Annotated in this window: 17 protein-coding genes and 1 pseudogene; 15 read left to right on the top strand and 3 right to left on the bottom strand. The window is 65.6% G+C overall.

Translation table 11 applies throughout. The features are described 5' to 3' along the window. From ISS20_RS15320 to ISS20_RS15270, 11 genes and pseudogenes are all read left to right on the top strand, one after another. A pseudogene (locus ISS20_RS15320) lies at positions 1-216 on the top strand (ABC transporter ATP-binding protein); the annotation flags it as partial. Further along, entirely contained in the window at positions 209-1,282 is a 1,074-nt protein-coding gene (locus tag ISS20_RS15315; protein ID WP_291437898.1) for an ABC transporter permease, read from the top strand. The pseudogene ISS20_RS15320 and the gene ISS20_RS15315, both read left to right, overlap by 8 nt. Then, positions 1,282-2,202, top strand: a complete 921-nt coding sequence (locus ISS20_RS15310; protein ID WP_056060799.1) for an ABC transporter permease — start codon at positions 1,282-1,284, stop codon at positions 2,200-2,202. The genes ISS20_RS15315 and ISS20_RS15310 overlap by 1 nt, the downstream gene beginning before the upstream one ends. Before the next feature lie 109 nt (positions 2,203-2,311). Beyond that, complete coding sequence (locus ISS20_RS15305; protein WP_056060802.1) at positions 2,312-3,478, top strand: BMP family ABC transporter substrate-binding protein; 1,167 nt, start codon at positions 2,312-2,314, stop codon at positions 3,476-3,478. Between the two features lie 118 nt (positions 3,479-3,596). Continuing rightward, the gene (locus tag ISS20_RS15300) at positions 3,597-4,580 is read left to right on the top strand and encodes an aromatic ring-hydroxylating dioxygenase subunit alpha (RefSeq protein ID WP_291437897.1); all 984 of its coding nucleotides are present in this window, start codon (positions 3,597-3,599) and stop codon (positions 4,578-4,580) included. Continuing rightward, complete coding sequence (locus tag ISS20_RS15295; protein WP_291437896.1) at positions 4,580-5,632, top strand: adenosine deaminase; 1,053 nt, start codon at positions 4,580-4,582, stop codon at positions 5,630-5,632. Before ISS20_RS15300 ends, ISS20_RS15295 begins: the two co-directional genes overlap by 1 nt. Positions 5,633-5,869: 237 nt before the next feature. Further along, positions 5,870-7,444, top strand: a complete 1,575-nt coding sequence (locus ISS20_RS15290) for a methyl-accepting chemotaxis protein (protein ID WP_291437895.1) — start codon at positions 5,870-5,872, stop codon at positions 7,442-7,444. A gap of 158 nt (positions 7,445-7,602) precedes the next feature. Then, positions 7,603-8,703, top strand: coding sequence for a BMP family ABC transporter substrate-binding protein (locus ISS20_RS15285; protein WP_291437894.1), 1,101 nt, complete (start codon positions 7,603-7,605; stop codon positions 8,701-8,703). Positions 8,704-8,795: 92 nt separating this feature from the next. Then, entirely contained in the window at positions 8,796-10,094 is a 1,299-nt protein-coding gene (gene guaD / locus ISS20_RS15280; RefSeq protein WP_291437893.1) for a guanine deaminase, read from the top strand. A gap of 80 nt (positions 10,095-10,174) precedes the next feature. After that, positions 10,175-10,747, top strand: a complete 573-nt coding sequence (dcd, locus tag ISS20_RS15275) for a dCTP deaminase (RefSeq protein WP_015012892.1) — start codon at positions 10,175-10,177, stop codon at positions 10,745-10,747. Positions 10,748-10,883: 136 nt separating this feature from the next. Beyond that, complete coding sequence (locus tag ISS20_RS15270) at positions 10,884-11,366, top strand: hypothetical protein (protein WP_291437892.1); 483 nt, start codon at positions 10,884-10,886, stop codon at positions 11,364-11,366. Here ISS20_RS15270 and ISS20_RS15265 read toward each other — a convergent pair. The 3 genes from ISS20_RS15265 to pcp all read right to left on the bottom strand — a co-directional run bounded on the left by ISS20_RS15265 (position 11,318) and on the right by pcp (position 14,800). Further along, complete coding sequence (locus ISS20_RS15265; RefSeq protein WP_291437891.1) at positions 11,318-13,018, bottom strand: sensor domain-containing diguanylate cyclase; 1,701 nt, start codon at positions 13,016-13,018, stop codon at positions 11,318-11,320. The genes ISS20_RS15270 and ISS20_RS15265 overlap by 49 nt on opposite strands. Then, on the bottom strand, positions 13,015-14,004 hold the full coding sequence (locus tag ISS20_RS15260; protein WP_291437890.1) for a delta(1)-pyrroline-2-carboxylate reductase family protein: 990 nt from the start codon (positions 14,002-14,004) through the stop codon (positions 13,015-13,017). The genes ISS20_RS15265 and ISS20_RS15260 overlap by 4 nt, the downstream gene beginning before the upstream one ends. 121 nt (positions 14,005-14,125) lie before the next feature. Further along, entirely contained in the window at positions 14,126-14,800 is a 675-nt protein-coding gene (gene pcp, locus ISS20_RS15255) for a pyroglutamyl-peptidase I (RefSeq protein WP_291437889.1), read from the bottom strand. A gap of 115 nt (positions 14,801-14,915) precedes the next feature. Between pcp and ISS20_RS15250 the strand changes: the two genes are divergently transcribed. The 4 genes from ISS20_RS15250 to ISS20_RS15235 all read left to right on the top strand — a co-directional run bounded on the left by ISS20_RS15250 (position 14,916) and on the right by ISS20_RS15235 (position 19,277). Further along, a complete protein-coding gene (locus ISS20_RS15250) occupies positions 14,916-15,800 on the top strand; it encodes a neutral zinc metallopeptidase (RefSeq protein ID WP_291437888.1) in 885 nt (294 codons plus the stop codon). A 34-nt stretch (positions 15,801-15,834) separates the two neighbouring features. After that, complete coding sequence (locus tag ISS20_RS15245; RefSeq protein ID WP_291437887.1) at positions 15,835-18,024, top strand: SulP family inorganic anion transporter; 2,190 nt, start codon at positions 15,835-15,837, stop codon at positions 18,022-18,024. Positions 18,025-18,158: 134 nt separating this feature from the next. Further along, the gene (locus ISS20_RS15240; RefSeq protein ID WP_291437886.1) at positions 18,159-18,581 is read left to right on the top strand and encodes a group II truncated hemoglobin; all 423 of its coding nucleotides are present in this window, start codon (positions 18,159-18,161) and stop codon (positions 18,579-18,581) included. Positions 18,582-18,683: 102 nt separating this feature from the next. Next, positions 18,684-19,277 (top strand): LemA family protein, encoded by a 594-nt coding sequence (locus ISS20_RS15235; protein WP_291437885.1) that lies wholly within the window; start codon positions 18,684-18,686, stop codon positions 19,275-19,277. The last annotated feature ends 148 nt before the right edge of the window (positions 19,278-19,425 follow it).

Genomic DNA, 19,425 nt, shown 5'->3' with positions numbered 1-19,425 from the left:
GGCTGCGCCGTGCTGGTGGTCAGTGAGGAGCTGGACGAATTGTTTGAAATCTGCGACCGGCTGCATGTGGTGGCCAAGGGGCACCTGTCGCCCTCGGTGCCGCGCGCCGAGGCCACGGTAGAGCGCATTGGCGAATGGATGAGCGGGCTGTGGCATGCCGATGTCCAAGCGCACCTCGCACAACAGGACAAGGCAGCGGAGGTGCAGCATGCTTAAGCTGGAACCACGCCCCCAGGCTTCCAAGCTCTGGACCTATGGCTCGCCGCTGCTGGCGCTGGCCGTCACGGTGTTGATTGGTGTGGCCTTGTTCGTGGCGCTGGGCAAAGACCCGGTGCGCGGGCTGCAGGTCTTCTTCTGGGAGCCGATCAAGACGCCTTATGCCGTGGGTGAACTCATGGTCAAGGCCACGCCGCTGTTATTGATTGCGCTGGGGCTGGCCGTGTGTTTTCGCTCCAACGTGTGGAACATCGGTGCCGAGGGCCAGTTTGTCATCGGCGCCGTGGTGGCGGGTGGCGTGGCGCTGCTGGCCGACAAGACCACGGGCCCCTGGATCGTGCCCGCCATCCTGCTCGCCGGGGTGCTGGGTGGCATGGCCTGGGCGGGGCTCACGGCGCTGCTGCGAGACAAGTTCAATGCCAACGAAATCCTGGTCAGCCTGATGCTGGTCTATGTGGCCACGCTGGTGCTGGGCTACCTGGTCTATGGCCCGTGGAAGGACCCCATGGGCTACAACTTTCCGCAGACCAAGACGTTCGAGAAGGTCACGCAGATCCCGCGCCTGATGCAGGGCTCGCGCGTGTCCATCGGGTTGCTGCTGGCGCTCGCAGGCGCTGGGGCCTTGTGGGTGTTCCTGTTCCGTACGCGGGCGGGCTTTGCCCAACAGGTGGGCGGGCTGGCACCAGCGGCGGCGCGTTATGCGGGCTTTTCGTCGCGCCGGGCGCTGTGGACGGCGCTGCTGATCTCGGGCGGCGCCGCTGGCCTGGCCGGTGCGTTGGAGGTGGCAGGGCCCATCGGCCAGCTCACCCCCTATGTGCCTGCGGGCTACGGCTTCGCGGCCATCATCGTGGCCTTCGTCGGACGGCTGCACCCGGTGGGCATGATCCTCTCGGCCGTCCTCATGAGCATGTTCTATATCGGTGGTGAACTGGCGCAGTCGCGCCTGGGCCTGCCCAAGTCGCTCACCGGTGTGTTCCAGGGCTTGCTGCTGTTCACGCTGCTGGCCTGTGACACGCTGATTGCCTACCGCATCCGCTGGGTCGGCAGCAAGAAAGGAGGTGTCTGATGGAGTCTTATGCACTGCTCATCGGCGCCACGCTCAGCGCGGGCACCGTGCTGGCCATTGCGGCCCTGGGCCTGCTCATCAACGAAAAAGCCGGCATCGTCAACCTGGGGGCTGAGGGCATGATGCTCTGCGCCGCCATTGCGGGCTTTGCCACCGTGGTGCACACGGGCAACACCTGGCTGGGCTTTGCCGCAGGCATGGCCGCTGGTGCGGTGCTGGCCGCCATCTTTGGTGTGCTGGTGATCTGGCTCAACACCAACCAGTACGCCACGGGGCTCGCTCTCAGCCTTTTCGGCGTGGGTTTCTCAGCGTTTGCGGGCATCAGCTACGTGCAGGCCAAGCTGCCAGAGCTGCCCAAGTACGCTATTCCCGTTTTGGGCGATGTGCCGCTCCTCGGGCCTGCGCTGTTTCAGCAGCACCCGCTGGTGTACCTCACCATGCTGCTGGTGGCGGGGTTGATCTGGTTCCTGTACCGCTCGCGCGCCGGGCTGGTGCTGCGGTCGGTGGGCGAATCGCCCGAGTCGGCGCACGCACTGGGCTACCCGGTGCGGCGCATCCGGCTGGCGGCCGTGGTGGTGGGCGGGGCGCTGTGCGGTCTGGCCGGGGCCTACATCTCCACCGTCTACACCCCGCTGTGGGTCGAGGGCATGGTGGCCGGGCGCGGCTGGATTGCGCTGGCGCTCACCACCTTTGCCACCTGGCGCCCGGCACGGGTGTTGCTTGGGGCTTATCTGTTCGGCGGCGTGACCATGCTGCAGTTCCATTTGCAGGCCACGGGCGTGCAGGTGGCCAGCCAGTTGCTGAGCATGCTGCCGTATGTGGCCACCATCGTGGTGCTGGCGCTGATCTCGCGCAATCCGGCGTGGATCCGCATCAACATGCCGGCATCGCTGGGCAAACCGTTTTATCCGGGCTCCTGAAAGGGGTAGCCCACCGGAAAATCTGGTTACCCTGCGGTAGATCGCACCATAATCATTGTTTTCGTCCCCCAACCTTTGCAAGTCCTACTTCTTCGATAAGGAAACCGACATGACTGATCTGCAGAAACGCTCCCTGCTCAAGGTGGCAGCGCTCTCCGCTGTGGCTGCTGCTGCCCTGGTGGGCTGTGGCAAGAAGGAAGAACCGGCACCGGCCCCCGCGCCCGCACCGGCTCCTGCCGCAGAAGCACCGGCACCCAAGCCCGAGCCACTGAAGATCGCGTTTGCCTATGTCGGCCCCGTGGGCGACGGCGGCTGGTCGTTCGCGCACGACAACGGTCGCAAGGCCATCGAGAAGGAATTCGGCGACAAGGTCGTGACGAGCTTTGTGGAAAGCGTGCCCGAGTCCGCTGACGCCGAGCGCGTGCTGCGCGACCTGGCCGGCCAGGGCAACAAGCTGATCTTTGGCACCACCTTCGGCTACATGGAGTCCATGCTCAAGGTCGCCGAAGACAATAAGGGCGTGAAGTTCGAACACGCCACCGGCTACAAGACCGCCGAAAACCTGCGCACCTACGACAGCCGCACCTACGAAGGCGCGTACATGGCCGGCATCATCGCTGGCGCCATGACCAAGTCCAACACGCTGGGCGTGGTGGGCTCGGTGCCGATCCCTGAGGTGATCCGCAACATCAACAGCTTCACGCTGGGTGCGCAGTCGGTCAATCCCAAGATCAAGACCAAGGTGGTGTGGGTGAATGAATGGTTCAGCCCACCGAAGGAAACCGAAGCTGCGACCAGCCTGATCAACGGCGGCGCCGACATCCTGTTCCAGAACACCGACTCTCCCGCCGTGCTCAAGACCGCCCAGGAAAAGGGCAAGCGCGCCTTCGGCTGGGACAGCGACATGACCGCCTACGGCCCCAAGGCCCACCTGGCATCGGCGGTGATCAACTGGGGTCCTTACTACGTCAAGGCCACCAAGGACGTGCTGGACGGCACCTGGGCTTCGGGCCAAAGCTGGTGGGGCGTGAAGGAAGGCGCGATCGACATCGTCTCCATCGCTGAAGACGTGCCTGCCGACACCAAGGCCAAGGTCGAAGCCGTGAAGAAGGGCCTGGCCGACGGCAGCTTCAGCATCTGGAAGGGCCCCATCGTGGGGCAGGACGGCAAACCCGTGCTGGAAAAAGACGCTGTGGCCGACGACAAGTTCCTGGGCGGCATCAACTTCTACGTCAAGGGCGTGGAAGGCAAGATCCCTGGCGGCGACAAGAAGTAATTCGCACCACGTTCATCAGCAGTTCTTGCGAGCTGCTGTGACAAAGGGCCGCCCTGGGGTGGCCCTTTTGTTTTGCAGGAGCGTTTTGCGGCCTGGAACTTTTGGAGGAGCAAGGACGATGGTGGAATTTACGTTGTGGCACCCGGTGGCACTGTCAGAAGCCGTGGCGGCGCAGGCGCCGCTGGCGGTGCAGTTGCTGGAGCAACCCGTGGTGTTATGGCGCGACAGCGAAGGCGCCATCCATGCGCTGGCCGACCATTGCCCGCACCGGGGTGCACGCCTGTCGCTGGGCCGGGTGACGCCTCAAGGCCGGCTGGAGTGCCCCTACCATGGCTGGCAGTTTGCGGCCGAAGGGCAGTGCACGCACGTGCCTGCACTGCCCACCTTTGTGCCCCCGTCCACACATTGCGCCCGCCATTTCGAGGTGCAGGAGGCCTATGGCCTGGTGTGGGTGCGCATCGCACCGGGCGAGCAGGGGCTGCCTGTGTTTGCGGCGGAGGGTAATGCTCGCCTGCGCAAGCTCAACTGCGGTCCCTACGACGTGGCGGCCAGTGCGCCGCGCATCGTCGAGAACTTTCTGGACATGTCGCATTTCGGCTTTGTGCACGAAGGCTGGCTCGGCAGCCGTGAGGCGACGGCCATTGACGACTACCGCGTGGAGCCCACGCCCACCGGCCTGCTGGCCATGGGTTGCAAGGCCTGGCAACCGCAATCCAACCTGCATTCCACGGCGGCCGCCCAGGTCGAATACACCTACGAAGTCACGGCACCCTATGCGGCCGTGCTGACCACGGTGCCCGAGGCGGGCACCACTGCGATGGATGGCTGGCGCGAGTCCATTGCGCTGTTCATCTGCCCGGTGACGCCGGTGCGCAGCCGGGTGTGGTTCCGCCTGGCCGTGGCGGATTTCGATTCGCCGGACGAGAAACTGCAGGCCTTCCAGCACACCATCTTCACGCAGGACCAGCCCGTGCTGGAGTCGCAGACACCACAGTGCCTGCCGCTCGACCTGCGCGCGGAGTTGCATACCGCTGCCGACAAGGCATCATCTGCGTACCGCCGCTTTCTGCGCCAGAGTGGCAGCACCTTTGGAGTCTGCTGATGTTCAAGATCCCCCCCATTTCCGCAGAGCGCCTTCCCAGCCTGCTGCGTGCCATGCCCAAGGCCGAGTTGCATATCCACATCGAGGGCTCGCTGGAGCCTGAGTTGATCTTTGCGCTGGCGCAGCGCAATGGACTGACGCTGCCTTATGCCAGCGTGGACGCCTTGCGCAGCGCGTATGCATTCACCAATCTTCAGAGTTTTCTGGACATCTATTACGCCGGTGCGAGTGTGCTGCTGCATGAGCAGGACTTCTACGACATGGCGCGCGCCTACCTGGGCCGTGCGGCGCGCGACAACGTGCTGCACACCGAGCTCTTCTTCGACCCGCAGACCCATACTGCTCGTGGCGTGGCGATGGAGACCGTTATCAACGGCCTGCACCGGGCCTGCCACGATGCCCGCGCCGAACTCGGAATCAGCGCCACGCTGATCCTGTGCTTCCTGCGCCACCTGAGCGAGGAGTCGGCGTTCGAAACGCTGGAGCAGGCCATGCCGCTGCGCGACAAGATCGTGGGTGTGGGTCTCGATTCCAGCGAGCTGGGCCATCCGCCCGAGAAGTTTGCCCGCGTGTTCGCCCGCTGCCGCGAGCTGGGCCTGCACTTGGTAGCCCATGCGGGCGAGGAGGGCCCCCCTGCCTACATCTGGAGTGCGCTGGATGTGCTCAAGGTCGAGCGCATCGACCACGGCGTGCAGGCCGTGCACGACGCTGCGCTGATGCAGCGCCTGGCGCAAGACCGCATTGCGCTCACGGTGTGCCCGCTGTCCAACCAGAAGCTGTGCGTCTTCCCGAACCTTGCAGACCACAACCTCGGCAAGCTGCTCGATGCCGGGCTGGCTGCCACAGTCAATTCAGATGACCCGGCGTACTTTGGCGGCTACATCAACGAGAACTTCACCCAGGTGTTTGCTGCGACGGGCCTCACGGCCAAACATGCTTACCAGTTGGCTTTCAACAGTTTTGAAGCCAGCTTTGCAGGCAATGCTGACAAGCGGGTGTGGGAGCACAAGCTCAAGGAAGCGTTCGAGCGGTGCGTAGAGCACGACTACTGAGCTTCGGGTTGTGCGCGCACAGGGTTTGGGACATGGCGTCAGAGGTACTGTCACCAGTGCGGCAGGGGCCTGATCTGGGTAAACCCTTAAAATGGTAAGCATTCGTTCGAATTGCGTCCGGCCCAGGCCCACGGGGTGATCCACCACCATGGCCCTTACCCTGCGTCCCATAAGCCCTAGAACGGGTTCTTTTCTGGATGCACGGGTGCCGTGTTGCCCCCTTTTTTGGAGCCTTCCATGTTTCTCAGTCAAATCTCCATCGGCAAGCGCCTGACCCTGGTGCTGGGCCTGATCCTGGCACTGTTTTTTGCCAGCAGCGTGGTGGCCGTGGTCAAGCTCAGCCAGTTGGGCCGGGAGATCGACGCCATGGTCAACGACAACATCAAGACCGAGCGTGCGGGCTCGGACTGGCTGCGCCACACCACATCGGGCGTGCAGCGCGCGGCAGCCATTGCCAAGAGCAGCGACGCCAGCCTGATCCCCTACTTTGCGCCCGCCACGGCCGCTTCGATCCGCGAGACCAATGAGCTGCAGAAATTCATAGATTCCAAGATGGACACGCCGGAGAAAAAGCAGCTTTTTGCCAAGGTGGGTGACCTGCGCAAGGACTATCTGGCGGCCCGCGAGGAAGTGAGCAAGTTCAAGCAGGCGGGCGATGCCGAGAACGCCCACAAGGTCTTCACCGAGCGGTTTGAACCCACCTCCCGCAGCTACCTGGCGGGTGTGCAGCAGATGGTGGATGGTCAGCGTGCCGAGCTTGACGCCGCTGGCAAACGCAGCGAGGAGTTGCGTGCCCAGACCACGCTGCTGCTGCAGATCTGCACCGGGGTGTCGCTGCTGCTGGGCGCCTTGCTGGCCTGGCTGCTGACCACCAGCATCACGCGCCCGCTGCGCCGGGCCGAAGCCATTGCAGAGACCATCGCCAACATGGACCTGACGGGCGCCCCCCAGGCGACCTACGCCAACGACGAAACCGGTCACCTGCTGCGCGCCCTGGATGCCATGCGCAGCGCTCTGCACCGCTCGCTCCAGCAAGTGCGTGGTGTGGTGGACAGCATCTCCACAGCCAGCACCCAGATCGCTATCGGCAACCAGGACCTGAGCGCACGCACCGAGCAGACCGCCAGCAGCCTGCAGGAGACCGCCAGCTCGATGGAAGAGCTGACCAGCACCGTGCGCCAGAGCGCTGATTCGGCCGTGCAGGCCAACCAATTGGCCGTGTCGGCGGCGCAGGTGGCTCAGCGCGGTGGCGATGTGGTGGCACAGGTGGTGACCACCATGGACGAGATCAACACCAGCAGCAAGAAGATTGCCGACATCATCGGCACCATCGACGGCATCGCGTTCCAGACCAACATCCTGGCCCTCAACGCTGCCGTGGAAGCCGCCCGTGCGGGCGAGCAGGGCCGTGGCTTTGCCGTGGTGGCCAGCGAAGTGCGCTCACTGGCTCAGCGCTCGGCCCAGGCGGCCAAGGAAATCAAGACGCTGATCGGCGTGTCCGTGGAAAAGGTTGAGTCGGGTGCTGCCCTGGTGCAGAACGCCGGCACCACCATGGGCGAGATCGTGAGTTCCGTGCGCCGCGTGACCGACATCATTGGCGAGATCAGCGCAGCCGCTTCGGAGCAGAGCCAGGGCATTGGCCAGGTGAATGTGGCAGTGACCCAGCTGGACCAGATGACCCAGCAAAATGCAGCCCTGGTGGAAGAGTCCACCGCTGCCGCGGAAAGCCTGAAGGACCAGGCTTCGCGCCTGGCCGAAGTCGTCGGTGCCTTCCGCCTGGGCGCGGGCCCGCAGGCGCTGCGGCTGATCTAAGTTCCTATGGAGGGCTCTGCGCACTGCAGCAGGGCCTACCCTCCGGCTTCAATCAATACAGTTCCAACGTAGTTTCAGCGCAGTTTGATTCCCCTCGGCAGCACCGTCGTCCTGCGGTGCTTCCGTTCCATTCCATCAGGGCCATGTAGAGGAACACCATGTACAAAAACCTCGCTGCCACGCTCGTGGCCGCCTGTTTTTTCTCTCCCGCTTTTTCCCAGACCATGCCCGCCAAGGGCAGTACGGCCGAGCCTGTCAGAGCCGGTTTTGTCTATGTCTCGCCCATCACCGAGGCAGGCTGGACGCGCCAGCATGACGAAGGCCGCAATGCCGTCGAGGCCGCGCTGGGCAATCAGGTGAAGACCACCTTTGTCGAGAACGTGGCCGAAGGCGCCGATGCCGAGCGCGTGATCCGCGATCTGGCGGCCACGGGCCACCAGATCATCTTCACCCCCAGCTTTGGCTACATGGAGCCCACGCTCAAGGTGGCGCAGGACTATCCACACGTGAAGTTCGAGTCCATCACCGGCTACAAGACCACGCCCAATGTGGCCGCTGCCAACGCGCGCTACTACGAAGGCCGCTACCTCGCCGGTATTGCAGCGGGCCGCATGAGCAAGACCGGCGTGGCCGGTTTTGTGGCGGGCTTCCCCATCCCGGAGGTGCTGCAGGGCATCAATGCCTTCACGTTGGGCATGCGCTCGGTCAACCCGCAGGCCGCGGTGAAGGTGGTGTGGCTCAATGTGTGGTTCGACCCACCCAAGGAGCGTGATGCGGCCATGGCGCTGTTCAACCAGGACGTGGACGTGATTGCGTTCCACACGGGCTCCACCGCCGTGATGGCCGCCGCGCAAGAGCGCGGCAAGATGGCCGTGGCCTACCACTCGGACATGCGCCGCACCGGGCCAGACGCGCAGATCGTGGCCGTGACGCACCAGTGGGGCAGTTACTACACCGAGCGCGTGCGCGCTGTGCAGAACGGCACCTGGAAGAGTGCCAAACTCTGGGGCGGCGTGCGCGAGGGCATGATTCGCGTCGGCGACTTTGGCACCCGGGTGCCTGCGGCCGTGCAGCAGGAGGTGTTGGCCGCACAGAAGGCCATTGGTGCGGGCAAGCTCCAGCCCTTCCGGGCGGGCAAGGCCCCCGTGCGTGACAACGAGGGGCAGGACCGGATCGCCGCAGGCCGGGCGCTGACGGATGCGCAGATCCTGCAGATGAGCTGGCTGGTGGAAGGGGTGGTGGGCAAGTTGTCCCGCTGATCCTGCGCGACCTATCGGCGCTCCTTGAGTCCCATAGCCACTATGGGGTGCCGCATATACAAACTGCGCCCCCTGCCGCTAAGCTTGCCGCCATGCCTGTTTACCGATCTGCCCTTTTGCGTTTTGCCGACGACGGCACCGCCCTGTATGACCAAGATGGCCTGCTGGCCCTTGGCCCGGATGCCCAGGGCCGCCAGCGGGTGCTGGCAGCCGGTGCTTGGCACGCGCTGTCGCCCCAGTATGCCCACGAGCCCGTCACGCACCTGCCGGGTCGCATCCTGGCCCCTGGGTTTGTGGACATGCACATCCACTTTCCGCAGACCGACGTGATTGGCTCGCCCGCGGACGGTCTGCTGCCTTGGCTGGAGAACTACACCTTTCCCCATGAGTCGCGGTTCGTGGAGGGAGGCTATGCCGAGCAGGTGGCCGAGGTTTTTGTGGCCGAGCTGCTGCGCAACGGCGTGACCACGGCTCTGGCGTTTTCGACATCTCACCCCGCGTCGGTGGAGGCTCTGTTCACCGAGGCCCGACGCCAGCAGTTGCGCCTCATCACCGGCAAGGTACTGCAAGACCGCCACTCGCCCGACGGCGTGCGCGACGACACCGAGCAAAGCCTCATCGACACCGAGGCGCTGATCCAGCGCTGGCACGGCGTGGACCGCCTTGGCTACGCCATCACCCCGCGTTTTGCACCCACCAGTACCCATGAACAATTGCGCGGCGCGGGTGAGCTGGCTGCGCGCTACCCCGATGTGTGGATCCAGTCCCACGTGGCCGAGAACCGCGACGAGATCCGCTGGGCGCGCGAGCTGTTCCCTGCCGCACGCAGCTACCTGGGTGTGTACGACGACTTTGGCCTGATGCGCAAACGCGCGGTGTACGCACACTGCATTCACTTTGATGATGACGACCGGGCGCTGATGCGAGATACCGGTGCGGTGGCTGCGGTCAGCCCCACCAGCAATCTCTTTCTGGGCAGTGGCTTTTTTGACTACGCCGGTGCCGACCGCGTGGGGTTTGGCTATGGCTTGGCCAGCGACGTGGGCGGTGGCACCAGCTTCAGCCCCTTCCACACCATGCTGGCGGCGTACTACGTGGGGCGTGAGGGCCAGACCAAGCAGGGCCTGAGCCTGTCGCCCCAGCAGCTGTGGTGGCAACACACGGCGGGCGCGGCCAGGGCGTTGGGCCTGGCGGGGGTGGTGGGCAATCTGCAGCCGGGCTGCGAGGCCGATTTTGTGGTTCTGAACCCGGAAGCCACCCCACTTTTGGCGCGTAAGACCCGCCAGGCGCGGAGCCTCGATGAGCTTTTGTTTGCGCTGATCGTGCTCGGCGACGACCGGGTGGTGCAGGAAACGGTGATTTCTCAAGCAAAATACGGCTCTAGCGCTTGATATTCATGCGCTACCAGCTACGTATTTAATAGCGCCCGGCAGTCCACCACTGTGCGGGCCACAGCGCAGGGAGTTCTGCTATGAGCATCAAGAGCGACAAATGGATCCGCCGCATGGCGGCCGAGCACGGAATGATCGAGCCCTTTGAGCCCGGCCAGGTGCGCGAGGTGGAGGGCCGCAAGATCATCAGCTATGGCACCAGCAGCTACGGCTACGACATCCGCTGCGCACCCGAATTCAAGGTGTTCACCAACATCCACAGCACAGTGGTGGACCCGAAGAACTTCGATGAAAAGAGCTTTGTCGATTTCGAAGGCGACAGCTGCATCATCCCGCCCAACAGCTTTGCGCTGGCGCGCACGGTCGAATACTTCCGCATCCCGCGCAATGTGCTCACCATCTGCCTGGGCAAGAGCACCTATGCCCGCTGCGGCATCATCGTCAACGTGACGCCGTTCGAGCCTGAGTGGGAAGGTTATGTGACGCTGGAGTTCAGCAACACCACACCGCTACCAGCGCGCATCTACGCGGGTGAGGGCTGCGCGCAGGTGCTGTTCTTCGAGAGCGATAAGGACGACGTGTGCGAGGTCAGCTACCGAGACCGGGGCGGCAAGTACCAGGGCCAAGTGGGCGTGACACTGCCCAAAGCCTAACCAAGCGCGCATTGCCGGCGGTGGCAAGGGTTGTGTCCTACACGCGCCATGCGCCTTGGCTGAAATGCAAGCATCGGTAAGTTTTCTAGCATCGGTGTCATGCCTCCCGGGAGATGGGGGCTGATGGAGTTTCACCATGCTGATGTCTGCTGCCGCCTCAACCTTGTTCTTTGCGCCCGTCCGTGCTCTGGTGCCAGCGCTGGCCGATACCGCGTCAGCCTCGGCGCCTTCTCCTTCTGTCACCCCGCCGTCCCGCCGCGCCAACGTTGCGCCGCATTCCGCCGACGCACACTGCCACGCGCACCCCACCTATTGGCCTTGTGAGCTGCTCAATGCCTTTGTGCTGCGCATGGCCGCACAAGGCCACTGCGTGAACATGTCGATGATGCTGGGCCACCGGCCCTATGCCCTGGAGCGACTGACGCTCGCGGCCAGCGTGCCGGATGCCGGCCTGCAGGAGCTGTCGTCACAGCTGCAGCCGTATTTCGATGCGCCGGTGTCGCAGGCGCAAAGCGCGGAGCCACTGCCTGCTGTACAGGGCGACGGCGGTCCCGTGCCATCGGGCAGCCCTCACGCCTGCACGCAGACCCTGTTGCGTCCCTGGCCCTTGGCCTCGTAGAGCGCTGCATCGCCTCGACGCAGCATGGCGGCGCCGTTGTCATCAGCGCTGCGCATTGTGGCGACACCTGCACTGACGGTGATGGTGCCTGCGACCGGGTCCTGTTGCTCTGCCATGGCTGTGACCAGGGCCTGCGCAATGGACTGGGCGCCGTTCAGGTCGGTGTCGGGCAGCAATGCCACAAACTCTTCTCCCCCCAGCCGCGCCACCACATCGGAGCCGCGCAGGCGTGCCTCCAGCGTGCGCGCCAGGCGCCGCAGTACCTCGTCTCCGGCTTCATGCCCGTAGGTGTCGTTGACCCGCTTGAAGTGGTCCACATCCACCGTGATCAGGCTTAATGGACGGCTGCTGCGCCGCGACAGGGCGACGGCAAAGGCCATCTGTGTCTCAAAGCCGCGCCGGTTCAGCAGCCCGGTGAGGGCGTCGGTGCGCGCCTGCAGGTCCAGTGCGCGGTTCGCGGCCTGCAGCTCCAGCGTGCGCAATCGCACTTTTTCTTCCATGGCCTCGCGGGCCGCCAGCAGGCGGTGCGTCATGCGGCCCAGCGACTGGGATAGCTGCTGCACCTCGCGGCTGCTTTGCATGGCTGGAATGTCGCTGCCCGCGTGTCCTGCCTCTACCGCGCTGGCCGCATCGGCCAGTGCATACAGGTCCACGCTCAGGCGCCGGGCTGCCAGCCAGGCCAGGGCCGAGGCCAGCAGCGCGGCTGTCAGGCCAATCACCAGTGCCAGTTGCACCGTGTTGTCTGCCTCGGCAAAAGCCAGCTCCACGGGCTGACGCGCCACGATGCGCCAGCCCAGGTCGCTGGCCGTGTTGCGGGGTTGCAGCTGGGTGGCTGCGGTCAGGTAGCGCTTGCCGTCTTGCCACCGCACCACATTGGTCTGCGTGTGGCCACCATCTCGGTTGTTGTTGACGCTTGTGCCGTCGGGCAGTCTCTGCCCGGCAGCCCGCATCACCTCGGTCCGTCCACCCGGCGCAAATATCAGGAAGCCCTGTCGGTCAAAAATGAACAGTTCCAGCGCGGTTTCATCGGATGACGCCGGGGTGAGGCTTTCCAGAACCTCGCGGGTCCATTGCCAGCTGCCATGGATGGCCAGCACGCCCACTGTGGTGGGGCCGATGCGGATGGGGGCTGCAAAGTCGACAAACCGGTGCGGCTCGCCAGTGGCGGTGGGGGGCAGCAGGGACTCCAGCAGCTGGGCAGGGTGCACATCGCCCACATGCACTCCTTCGAGTCCGTGTTGAAACCACGGGCGCTGGGCCACGCTCTGGCCCTCCAGCAGGCCCCCTGTGGCGTTGCGCACCACACCTTGCGCATCGGCCACACCGATCCAGACGTTGGTGGGCTGCATCGCCTGGCTGCGGGCCAGCATGTGCTGTGCCTCGGCAGAGTCGAGGCCCTTGGACCAGACCACTTCGGCGCTGGCCATCACCTCGGCCTCCAGGCTGCGCTGCATGAGGCCGAGGGCCAGGAGCTTGCCCGCGTTTTCGGCCACCACCTGCAAGGAATTGCCGGCATCGCGCTGGATGCGGTGCTTGAGCAGCTCGCCAAACCCCAGCGACAGCAACACCGATAGGCCCACCACCAGTGTGCCAAACACCAGCGCGATCTGCATGCGCAGGCTGTGGTCTGAAAAGCGCGTGACAAGCATCATGCAGAAGGTGTCGGCAAGGGGGCCACCGAAGCCGGTGCCTGGCTGGCGCAGCGCAAGGCCAGCCGTGCGGCTGCTAGATCCCAGCCTCCCCAGCCGCAACTCTTGAACAGAACTGGGCCCGAGTGCTGCGTGGTTGCTGCAGCGTGGAGGCCCCTGACCACGTCGCCCAGCGTGGGCAGCGCGGCCACGTCCAGGCCCGCCTGCAGCAGGTCGCCCGCCTCATGCAGTGCATCGCTGGTGTCCACCACGATGCGTCCATGCCGCGCCACATGCTGGCACAGGGCTGGGGCCAGCTCTGCCATGGTGGGCGTGAAGGCGCCCACGGCCGCCACAAACGCGTCGGGCCGGGGCGGGGCGCTCAGCACCACCGCGCTGGCTGTGGTGCAGGTCGCTATCAGCGGGCAGTGGGCGACGGCGGCATCGGCATCGGCCACCACCCGCGCCTGGGCGCCCAGGTCGCGCACCTTTGCTGCCAGGGCCTCGGCGCTGGCGTTGCTGCGCGAGGCAATCCATACCTCGCGCACGTCCAAACCGTGGATGAAGGCCTCGGCATGTGCCAGGCCCTGCACCCCCGCGCCTACGATGAGCATAGGCCCATGAGGCACCTGCGCCAGATGCCGCGCTGCCAGCAGCGAGACAGCGGCGGTACGCCGTGCGGTGACGGTGGGCCCATCCAGCACCAGCCGGCGTTCGCCTGTGGCGATGTCAAACACCACCACATCGCCCTGGATCGATGGGCGCCCTGTGCCCGCGTTGCCCGGGGTGAAGGTGATGAGCTTGGTCATGGCCACCGATTGATCTGTGGCAGGCATCACAAACAGGCTGCCGGCTCGCGCAAGCGGCAGCACGGCACGTTGGGGCACCACCACGGTGTGGTCTTGCAGCAAGGCCGCTATTTCGTCGGCCAGATCGGACCAGGGCAACCGCGCAGCGGTGGCTGCTGCGTCCAGCACGCCGAGGGAGGCGAAAGAGGGGGCTAAAAGCATGCGCGGACTGTACACAGCATGCTGCTGGCATGGGAGCGGAGAAGCCCTCACATGCGCACTGCCCAGCGTAGTCCGGGAGGTGGTCGGTGCCGTGTCAGGGCCGCCATGGCGGCGGCGTCCATCAATGCGTGGCCCCTGCCTGCAGCGCGATGTCCTGCGGCGTCAGCACTGCAGCCCACAGGGCCGCATGGATGCCGCGCACCATGTCGCGCAGGGGCAGGTGGGGCTCGCCCTGGCCGCTGAGCCAGGGCATATGCGCAAAACCGCCCCGCGCGCCCTTGGGGCCTACGCCTTGTGCCAGCAGGTGCATCAGGCCGTACAGCACATGGTTGCAGACAAAGGTGCCTGCGGTTTGCGACACCTCGCACGGCACGCCTGCGCGCTGCACGGCGTTCAGCATGGCCTTGATGGGCAGGCTGGCAAAGTAAGCGGCGGGTCCATCAACCTGCACCGGGGTGTCGACGGGCTGGGCGCCACAGTTATCGGGGATGCGCGCGTCGTTGATGTTGATGCCAATGCGCTCTATGGACAGCGCTGCCCGTCCTCCTGCCAGGCCCAGGCACAGGGTGAGGGCTGGCTGGTGCGCCTGCACCAGCGCTTGCAGCCGCTGCAACGACTCTCCGAACACCGTGGGCAATTGCGCGGCAACCACCTGGTGCCCCGCGATGCGCTGGCCGTGCAGCGCTTGCGCGATGAGCCAGCTGGGGTTGTGCGAACCACCACCGAACGGGTCAAAGCCGGTCAGGAGAATGGTCTGCCCGGCATGGGGCGCGCTGTGGTGTGCTGCGGGTGTCATGAGAGGTGGGCAAAAGAGGGGCGGAACATATCGTAAATCGTCCGCGCCAGGGCGGCCCCGCGCGTAACATGCAGGCTTGGCCGCCCCATCTTGAGGGCGGCGGTGGAGAGACGCAATGAAATGGGAAGGCAATCGCGAGTCCGACAACGTGGAAGACCGCCGCGACGAGGGAGGGGGTGGCGGATCCCAGGTGTTTGGTGGGCGCAGCATCGGCATAGGCACCATCGTGATCGCGCTGCTGGGCGGGTGGGCGCTGGGTATCAATCCCTTGACCATCCTGAGCCTGCTCAGCGGTGGTGGCCCGGCACCCCAGGTACAGACGCAGCCCCACGCGCCCGCGCACCGCCCTCCCGCCGACGACACCATGGCGCGTTTTGTGTCCACGGTGCTGGCCGACACCGAGGACGTGTGGGGCGAGGTGTTCCGCCAGGGCGGCGGGCGCTATCAGGACCCGCGCCTGGTGTTGTTCCGGGGCGCTACGCCCACCGCATGTGGCACGGGACAGGCGGCGATGGGGCCGTTCTATTGCCCCGCTGACCAGAAGGTCTACATCGACCTGGGCTTTTACGAAACTCTCAAGAACCGGCTGGGTGCCCCGGGCGACTTTGCCCAGGCCTATGTGATTGCCCATGAGGTGGGCCACCATGTGCAGAACCAGCTGGGCATCAGCGCCAAGGTGGACCAGATGCGGGGCCGTGTGAGCAAGGTCGAATACAACGCGCTGTCGGTGCGGCTGGAGCTGCAGGCCGACTGCTTTGCCGGGGTGTGGGCCCACCACGCCCAGAAGTCCCGCCAGATCCTGGAGCAGGGCGATGTCGAAGAGGCCATGAATGCCGCCGCCAAGATTGGCGACGACGCGCTGCAGCGTGCCAATGGCGGGGCGGTGGTGCCCGAGAGCTTCACGCATGGCACGAGCGCCCAGCGCCAGCGCTGGTTCAACAGCGGCCTGCAAAGTGGCAGTGTCAAGACCTGCGACACCTTTGCCGCGCGCAGTTTGTAGGCTCGCAATGACTGCGGTTTGCTAGCTCCCCTCCATGCCATCGACCGCGCCCGTGGCCGCCTCGCTGCATCGCCGTGCCGAGCCCTCCCCGGGTGCTGAGGTGGGCCCGTCAGCGCCACAACCCTCCGGCGCGGCGGCGGCGTGGTCTGCGGCGGCGGTCACAGTGCCCCATGCGGTGGGCCTGGGGCTGCTGGCTTTTGCGCCACTGGCGGGCGAACATTCGCTGGCGGCACTGGCTCTGTGGTCGGCTGCACTGCCTGGCCTGTTGCTGACCCTGGCGATACCCCGCGCCGGGGTGGTGTATGCGCCAACCACGGTGGTGGCGCTGTTGTTTGCTGCCGTGCTGGCTACCGCCCATGGTGCGGCGCCCACCCTGGGCCTGAGCGCACGCCAGGTGCTGGCCGTCAGCGGTGTCACAGTAGCCTTGGCCTTTGTGTTCCAGTGGCTGCTGGGTGTGCTGCGGCTGGCGTCGGTGGCGCGGTTTTTGCCCATTTCGGTCACCCACGGTTTTGCGGCGGGCGTGGGCCTGTCGATGGTTGTGGGGCAGGTGCGCAATGGCTTTGGCGCCGGAGCCGATGCACTGTGGGACGCACGCACCGGTTGGCACCTGCTGGCTGCACTGGCGGTGGTGGTACTGGCCTGGGGGCTGCGCCGGCGCTGGCCAAGCATGCCAGGGTTGCTATCGGCCGTGGCCGTGGTGGCACTGGGCGTGGCGCTGGCGGGGGTATGGAGCGTGGGGCTGGGCAGCGTGTTCGTGCCTGCCGTGCCGCCCAGCGTATTTGCCTGGCCCATGTTGCCCGATTGGACCGGCATTCCCTGGATGGCCCTGGCACGGCAGCAGGGTTCGGCCCTGGTGGTGTTGGCCGTGCTGATGGCACTGGTCAACAGCCTGGAGATTCTGGTGTTCAACCAGGAGCTGGAGCTGGACCATGGCCTGCGCGGCAATGCCAATCTGGCCCTGCGTCGCGAGAGCCTGCTGGGCGCTCTGTGTGGGCTGATGGGGATGATTCCCGCATCGACCAGCGCGTCTCGTTCGCGCATTGTGCTGGCCCAGGCAGGGGCCTCGCGCGATGCCCCGCGCTGGCATGCCGCCATCATGCTGGGGGTGGCCATCACCGGGGCGTGGTGGCTGCACTGGGTGCCCATGGCCTGTCTTGCGGGTGGTCTGGTGCTGGCAGGATTGATGCAGGTGCCGGGTCTCATGTGGTCGCTGCGCTACGCGCGCCGGTCGCGGGTGACCTGGGCGCAGAGCTGGCTGGTGGCGCTGGTGTTTGCCGTCATGGGTGGCGTAGGGGCTCTGGTGGCGGGCCTGGTGGTGGCCACGTTTGTGCTGCTGCACGACTCTGCCGCCACGGTGCTGCGCCACGTGCGGCTGGATGGCGAGCTGCGGTCGCGCCGCCTGCGCCGTGCAGGGTCGGACAGCTGGCTGTCGCCGCGCATGAACCAGGTGGCGGTGTTCGAGCTGCAGGGCGTGATGTCGTTTGGGGTGGCCGCCCATCTGGCCGAGCAGGTGCGCATGCTGCTGCTGCCGCGCCACCGCTGGGTGATTCTGGACGCGGGCCGTGTACCGGCGTGGGACAGCACGGCACTGGCGCAGTTGCGGGCGCTGGTGCGTGACTTGGACCAGCAGGGCATTGCGGCCGCCGTGGCAGCCCTGGACCCCATGGCCGCCGAGCATGCCGGGGAGCATGTGCGTGCCTTTGCTGATCTGGACCGGGCGCTGGAATGGGCTGAGGTAGGCATCCTGTCCCAGCGTCCCATCGAGCAGCGCCCTGCGCGACTCGAACGTGATTTACTGGGGGAAGTGGGCGAGGGCGTGCCCAAGGCCGCCGCAGAGGCCTTGCAGGGCCTGCTGGTGGCACAGGCTGTGCCACCGCAGGGTGTGGTGTTCCACGCTGGGGACACCGACCACGACCTGCTGGTGGTCAAGTCCGGTCATATCACGTTGGTTACCCAATGGCCACCCGATAAGGGCTTGCGCCTGGCTACGGTCGGCCCGGGCATGGCGTTTGGTGAGATGGCTTTCCTCAACGGTGCTGCCCGCAGTGCCTGCGCTGGCTCCGAACGTGGCCCGGCGCACCTGGTGCGGTTGTCGCGCGCGCATTTCGATGCCTGGGCCCGGCTGTACCCGGAGGCGGCGCTCACGGTGATGAACAACCTGGCCCAGATCGGCGCCCGGCGCCTGGCGGTGACCACGCGGCAATTGCGAGCTGTGCTGGAGTAGCGAGGGCGAGCAGTGGTCCTTCAGGCATGGAGTGAGGCGTGACTCGTTCATGCGGCCTGCAGGCGCGTAAAAGCCGTGAATTTCTATAATCGAGCACTGGCCAACAGCGCTTGGCGATCTCCTCTCACCGCCCCATGGAATCCACTACCCCGTCCCCCGCTGCTGAAACTCCCGTGGCCATCACCCCCTTCGAATGGATCGGCGGCGAAGAGCGTGTACGTGTGTTGACCGAGCATTTTTACGACCTGATGGACCTGGAGCCCGGCTACGCCGAACTGCGTGCCGCCCATGGCAGCGACCTGGGCCAGGCCCGGCAAAAGCTTTTCATGTTCCTGTGTGGCTGGCTGGGCGGCCCGTCGTATTACACCGACCAGTTTGGACACCCGCGCCTGCGTGCGCGCCACATGCCGTTTGCCATTGGCATCAAGGAAAGGGACCAGTGGGTGGCCTGCATGGACCAGGCCATGGGAGAGACCGGTGTGCCCACAGACCTGCGTGTGCGGCTGAAGGAGAGCTTCATGGGCACTGCCGACTGGATGCGCAACAAAGGGGTGTAGCCAGCCAGCGAGGGTGCTCCCGGTCGGAGACCGTTGACGATTCCCAGGAGCTTCGTCAACAGGCTCTAAGATGCCCGCTCCAACAAATACAGGAGGTGGGGTATGTCGGCAACCGCTTGGGTCGTGGTCGTTGTGCTGGTGGCTGTGCTGGTATGGGCCGTCACGGTTTACAACCGACTGGTGCAATTGCGCAACCGCATCGCCAACGCGTTTGGCCAGATCGACGTGCAACTGAAACGCCGGTACGACCTGATCCCCAACCTGGTGGAGGTGGCTCGTGGCTACTTGGCGCACGAGGCCGCCACGCTGGAGGCCGTTATCAAGGCCCGCAGCCAGGCACAGGGTGCGGCCGCTGCGGTGCGCGCAGACCCCCAAAGCGCCAGCGCCATGGGTGCGCTGGCCGCTGCTGAAGGTGTGCTCGGCGGCAGCCTGGGACGTCTGATGGTGGTGGCCGAGAGCTACCCTGAGCTCAAGGCCGACGCCACCATGCAGTCGCTGTCCGAAGAGATCACCAGCACCGAAAACCGCCTCGGTTTTGCCCGCCAGGCCTACAACGATCAGGCGCTGGAGTTCAACGATGCGGCGGCGCAGTTCCCCGAGCTTGTCGTCGCGCGCCTGCTGGGCTTTGCGCCAGCGCCCATGCTGGCTTCCACGCAGTCCGACGAAGAGCGCACGGCCCCCCGCGTGAAGTTCTGACTTTTACACCCCCGCTCCCATGAAGTTCTGGGACCACCAGCACAACGCGCGCAGCGAGACACGCCGCCTGCTGCTGGGCTTTGCGCTTGCCGTGGCCATTCTGGTGGTGGCGGTGCATGCTGCCCTGGCGCTGGCCTGGTGGTTGATG

It is taken from the genome of Acidovorax sp. (assembly GCF_016783915.1).
Lineage (GTDB): Bacteria > Pseudomonadota > Gammaproteobacteria > Burkholderiales > Burkholderiaceae_C > Acidovorax.
Note: the sequence above shows the minus strand (reverse complement) of the source record. Positions and strands in the feature narration are given on the sequence as shown.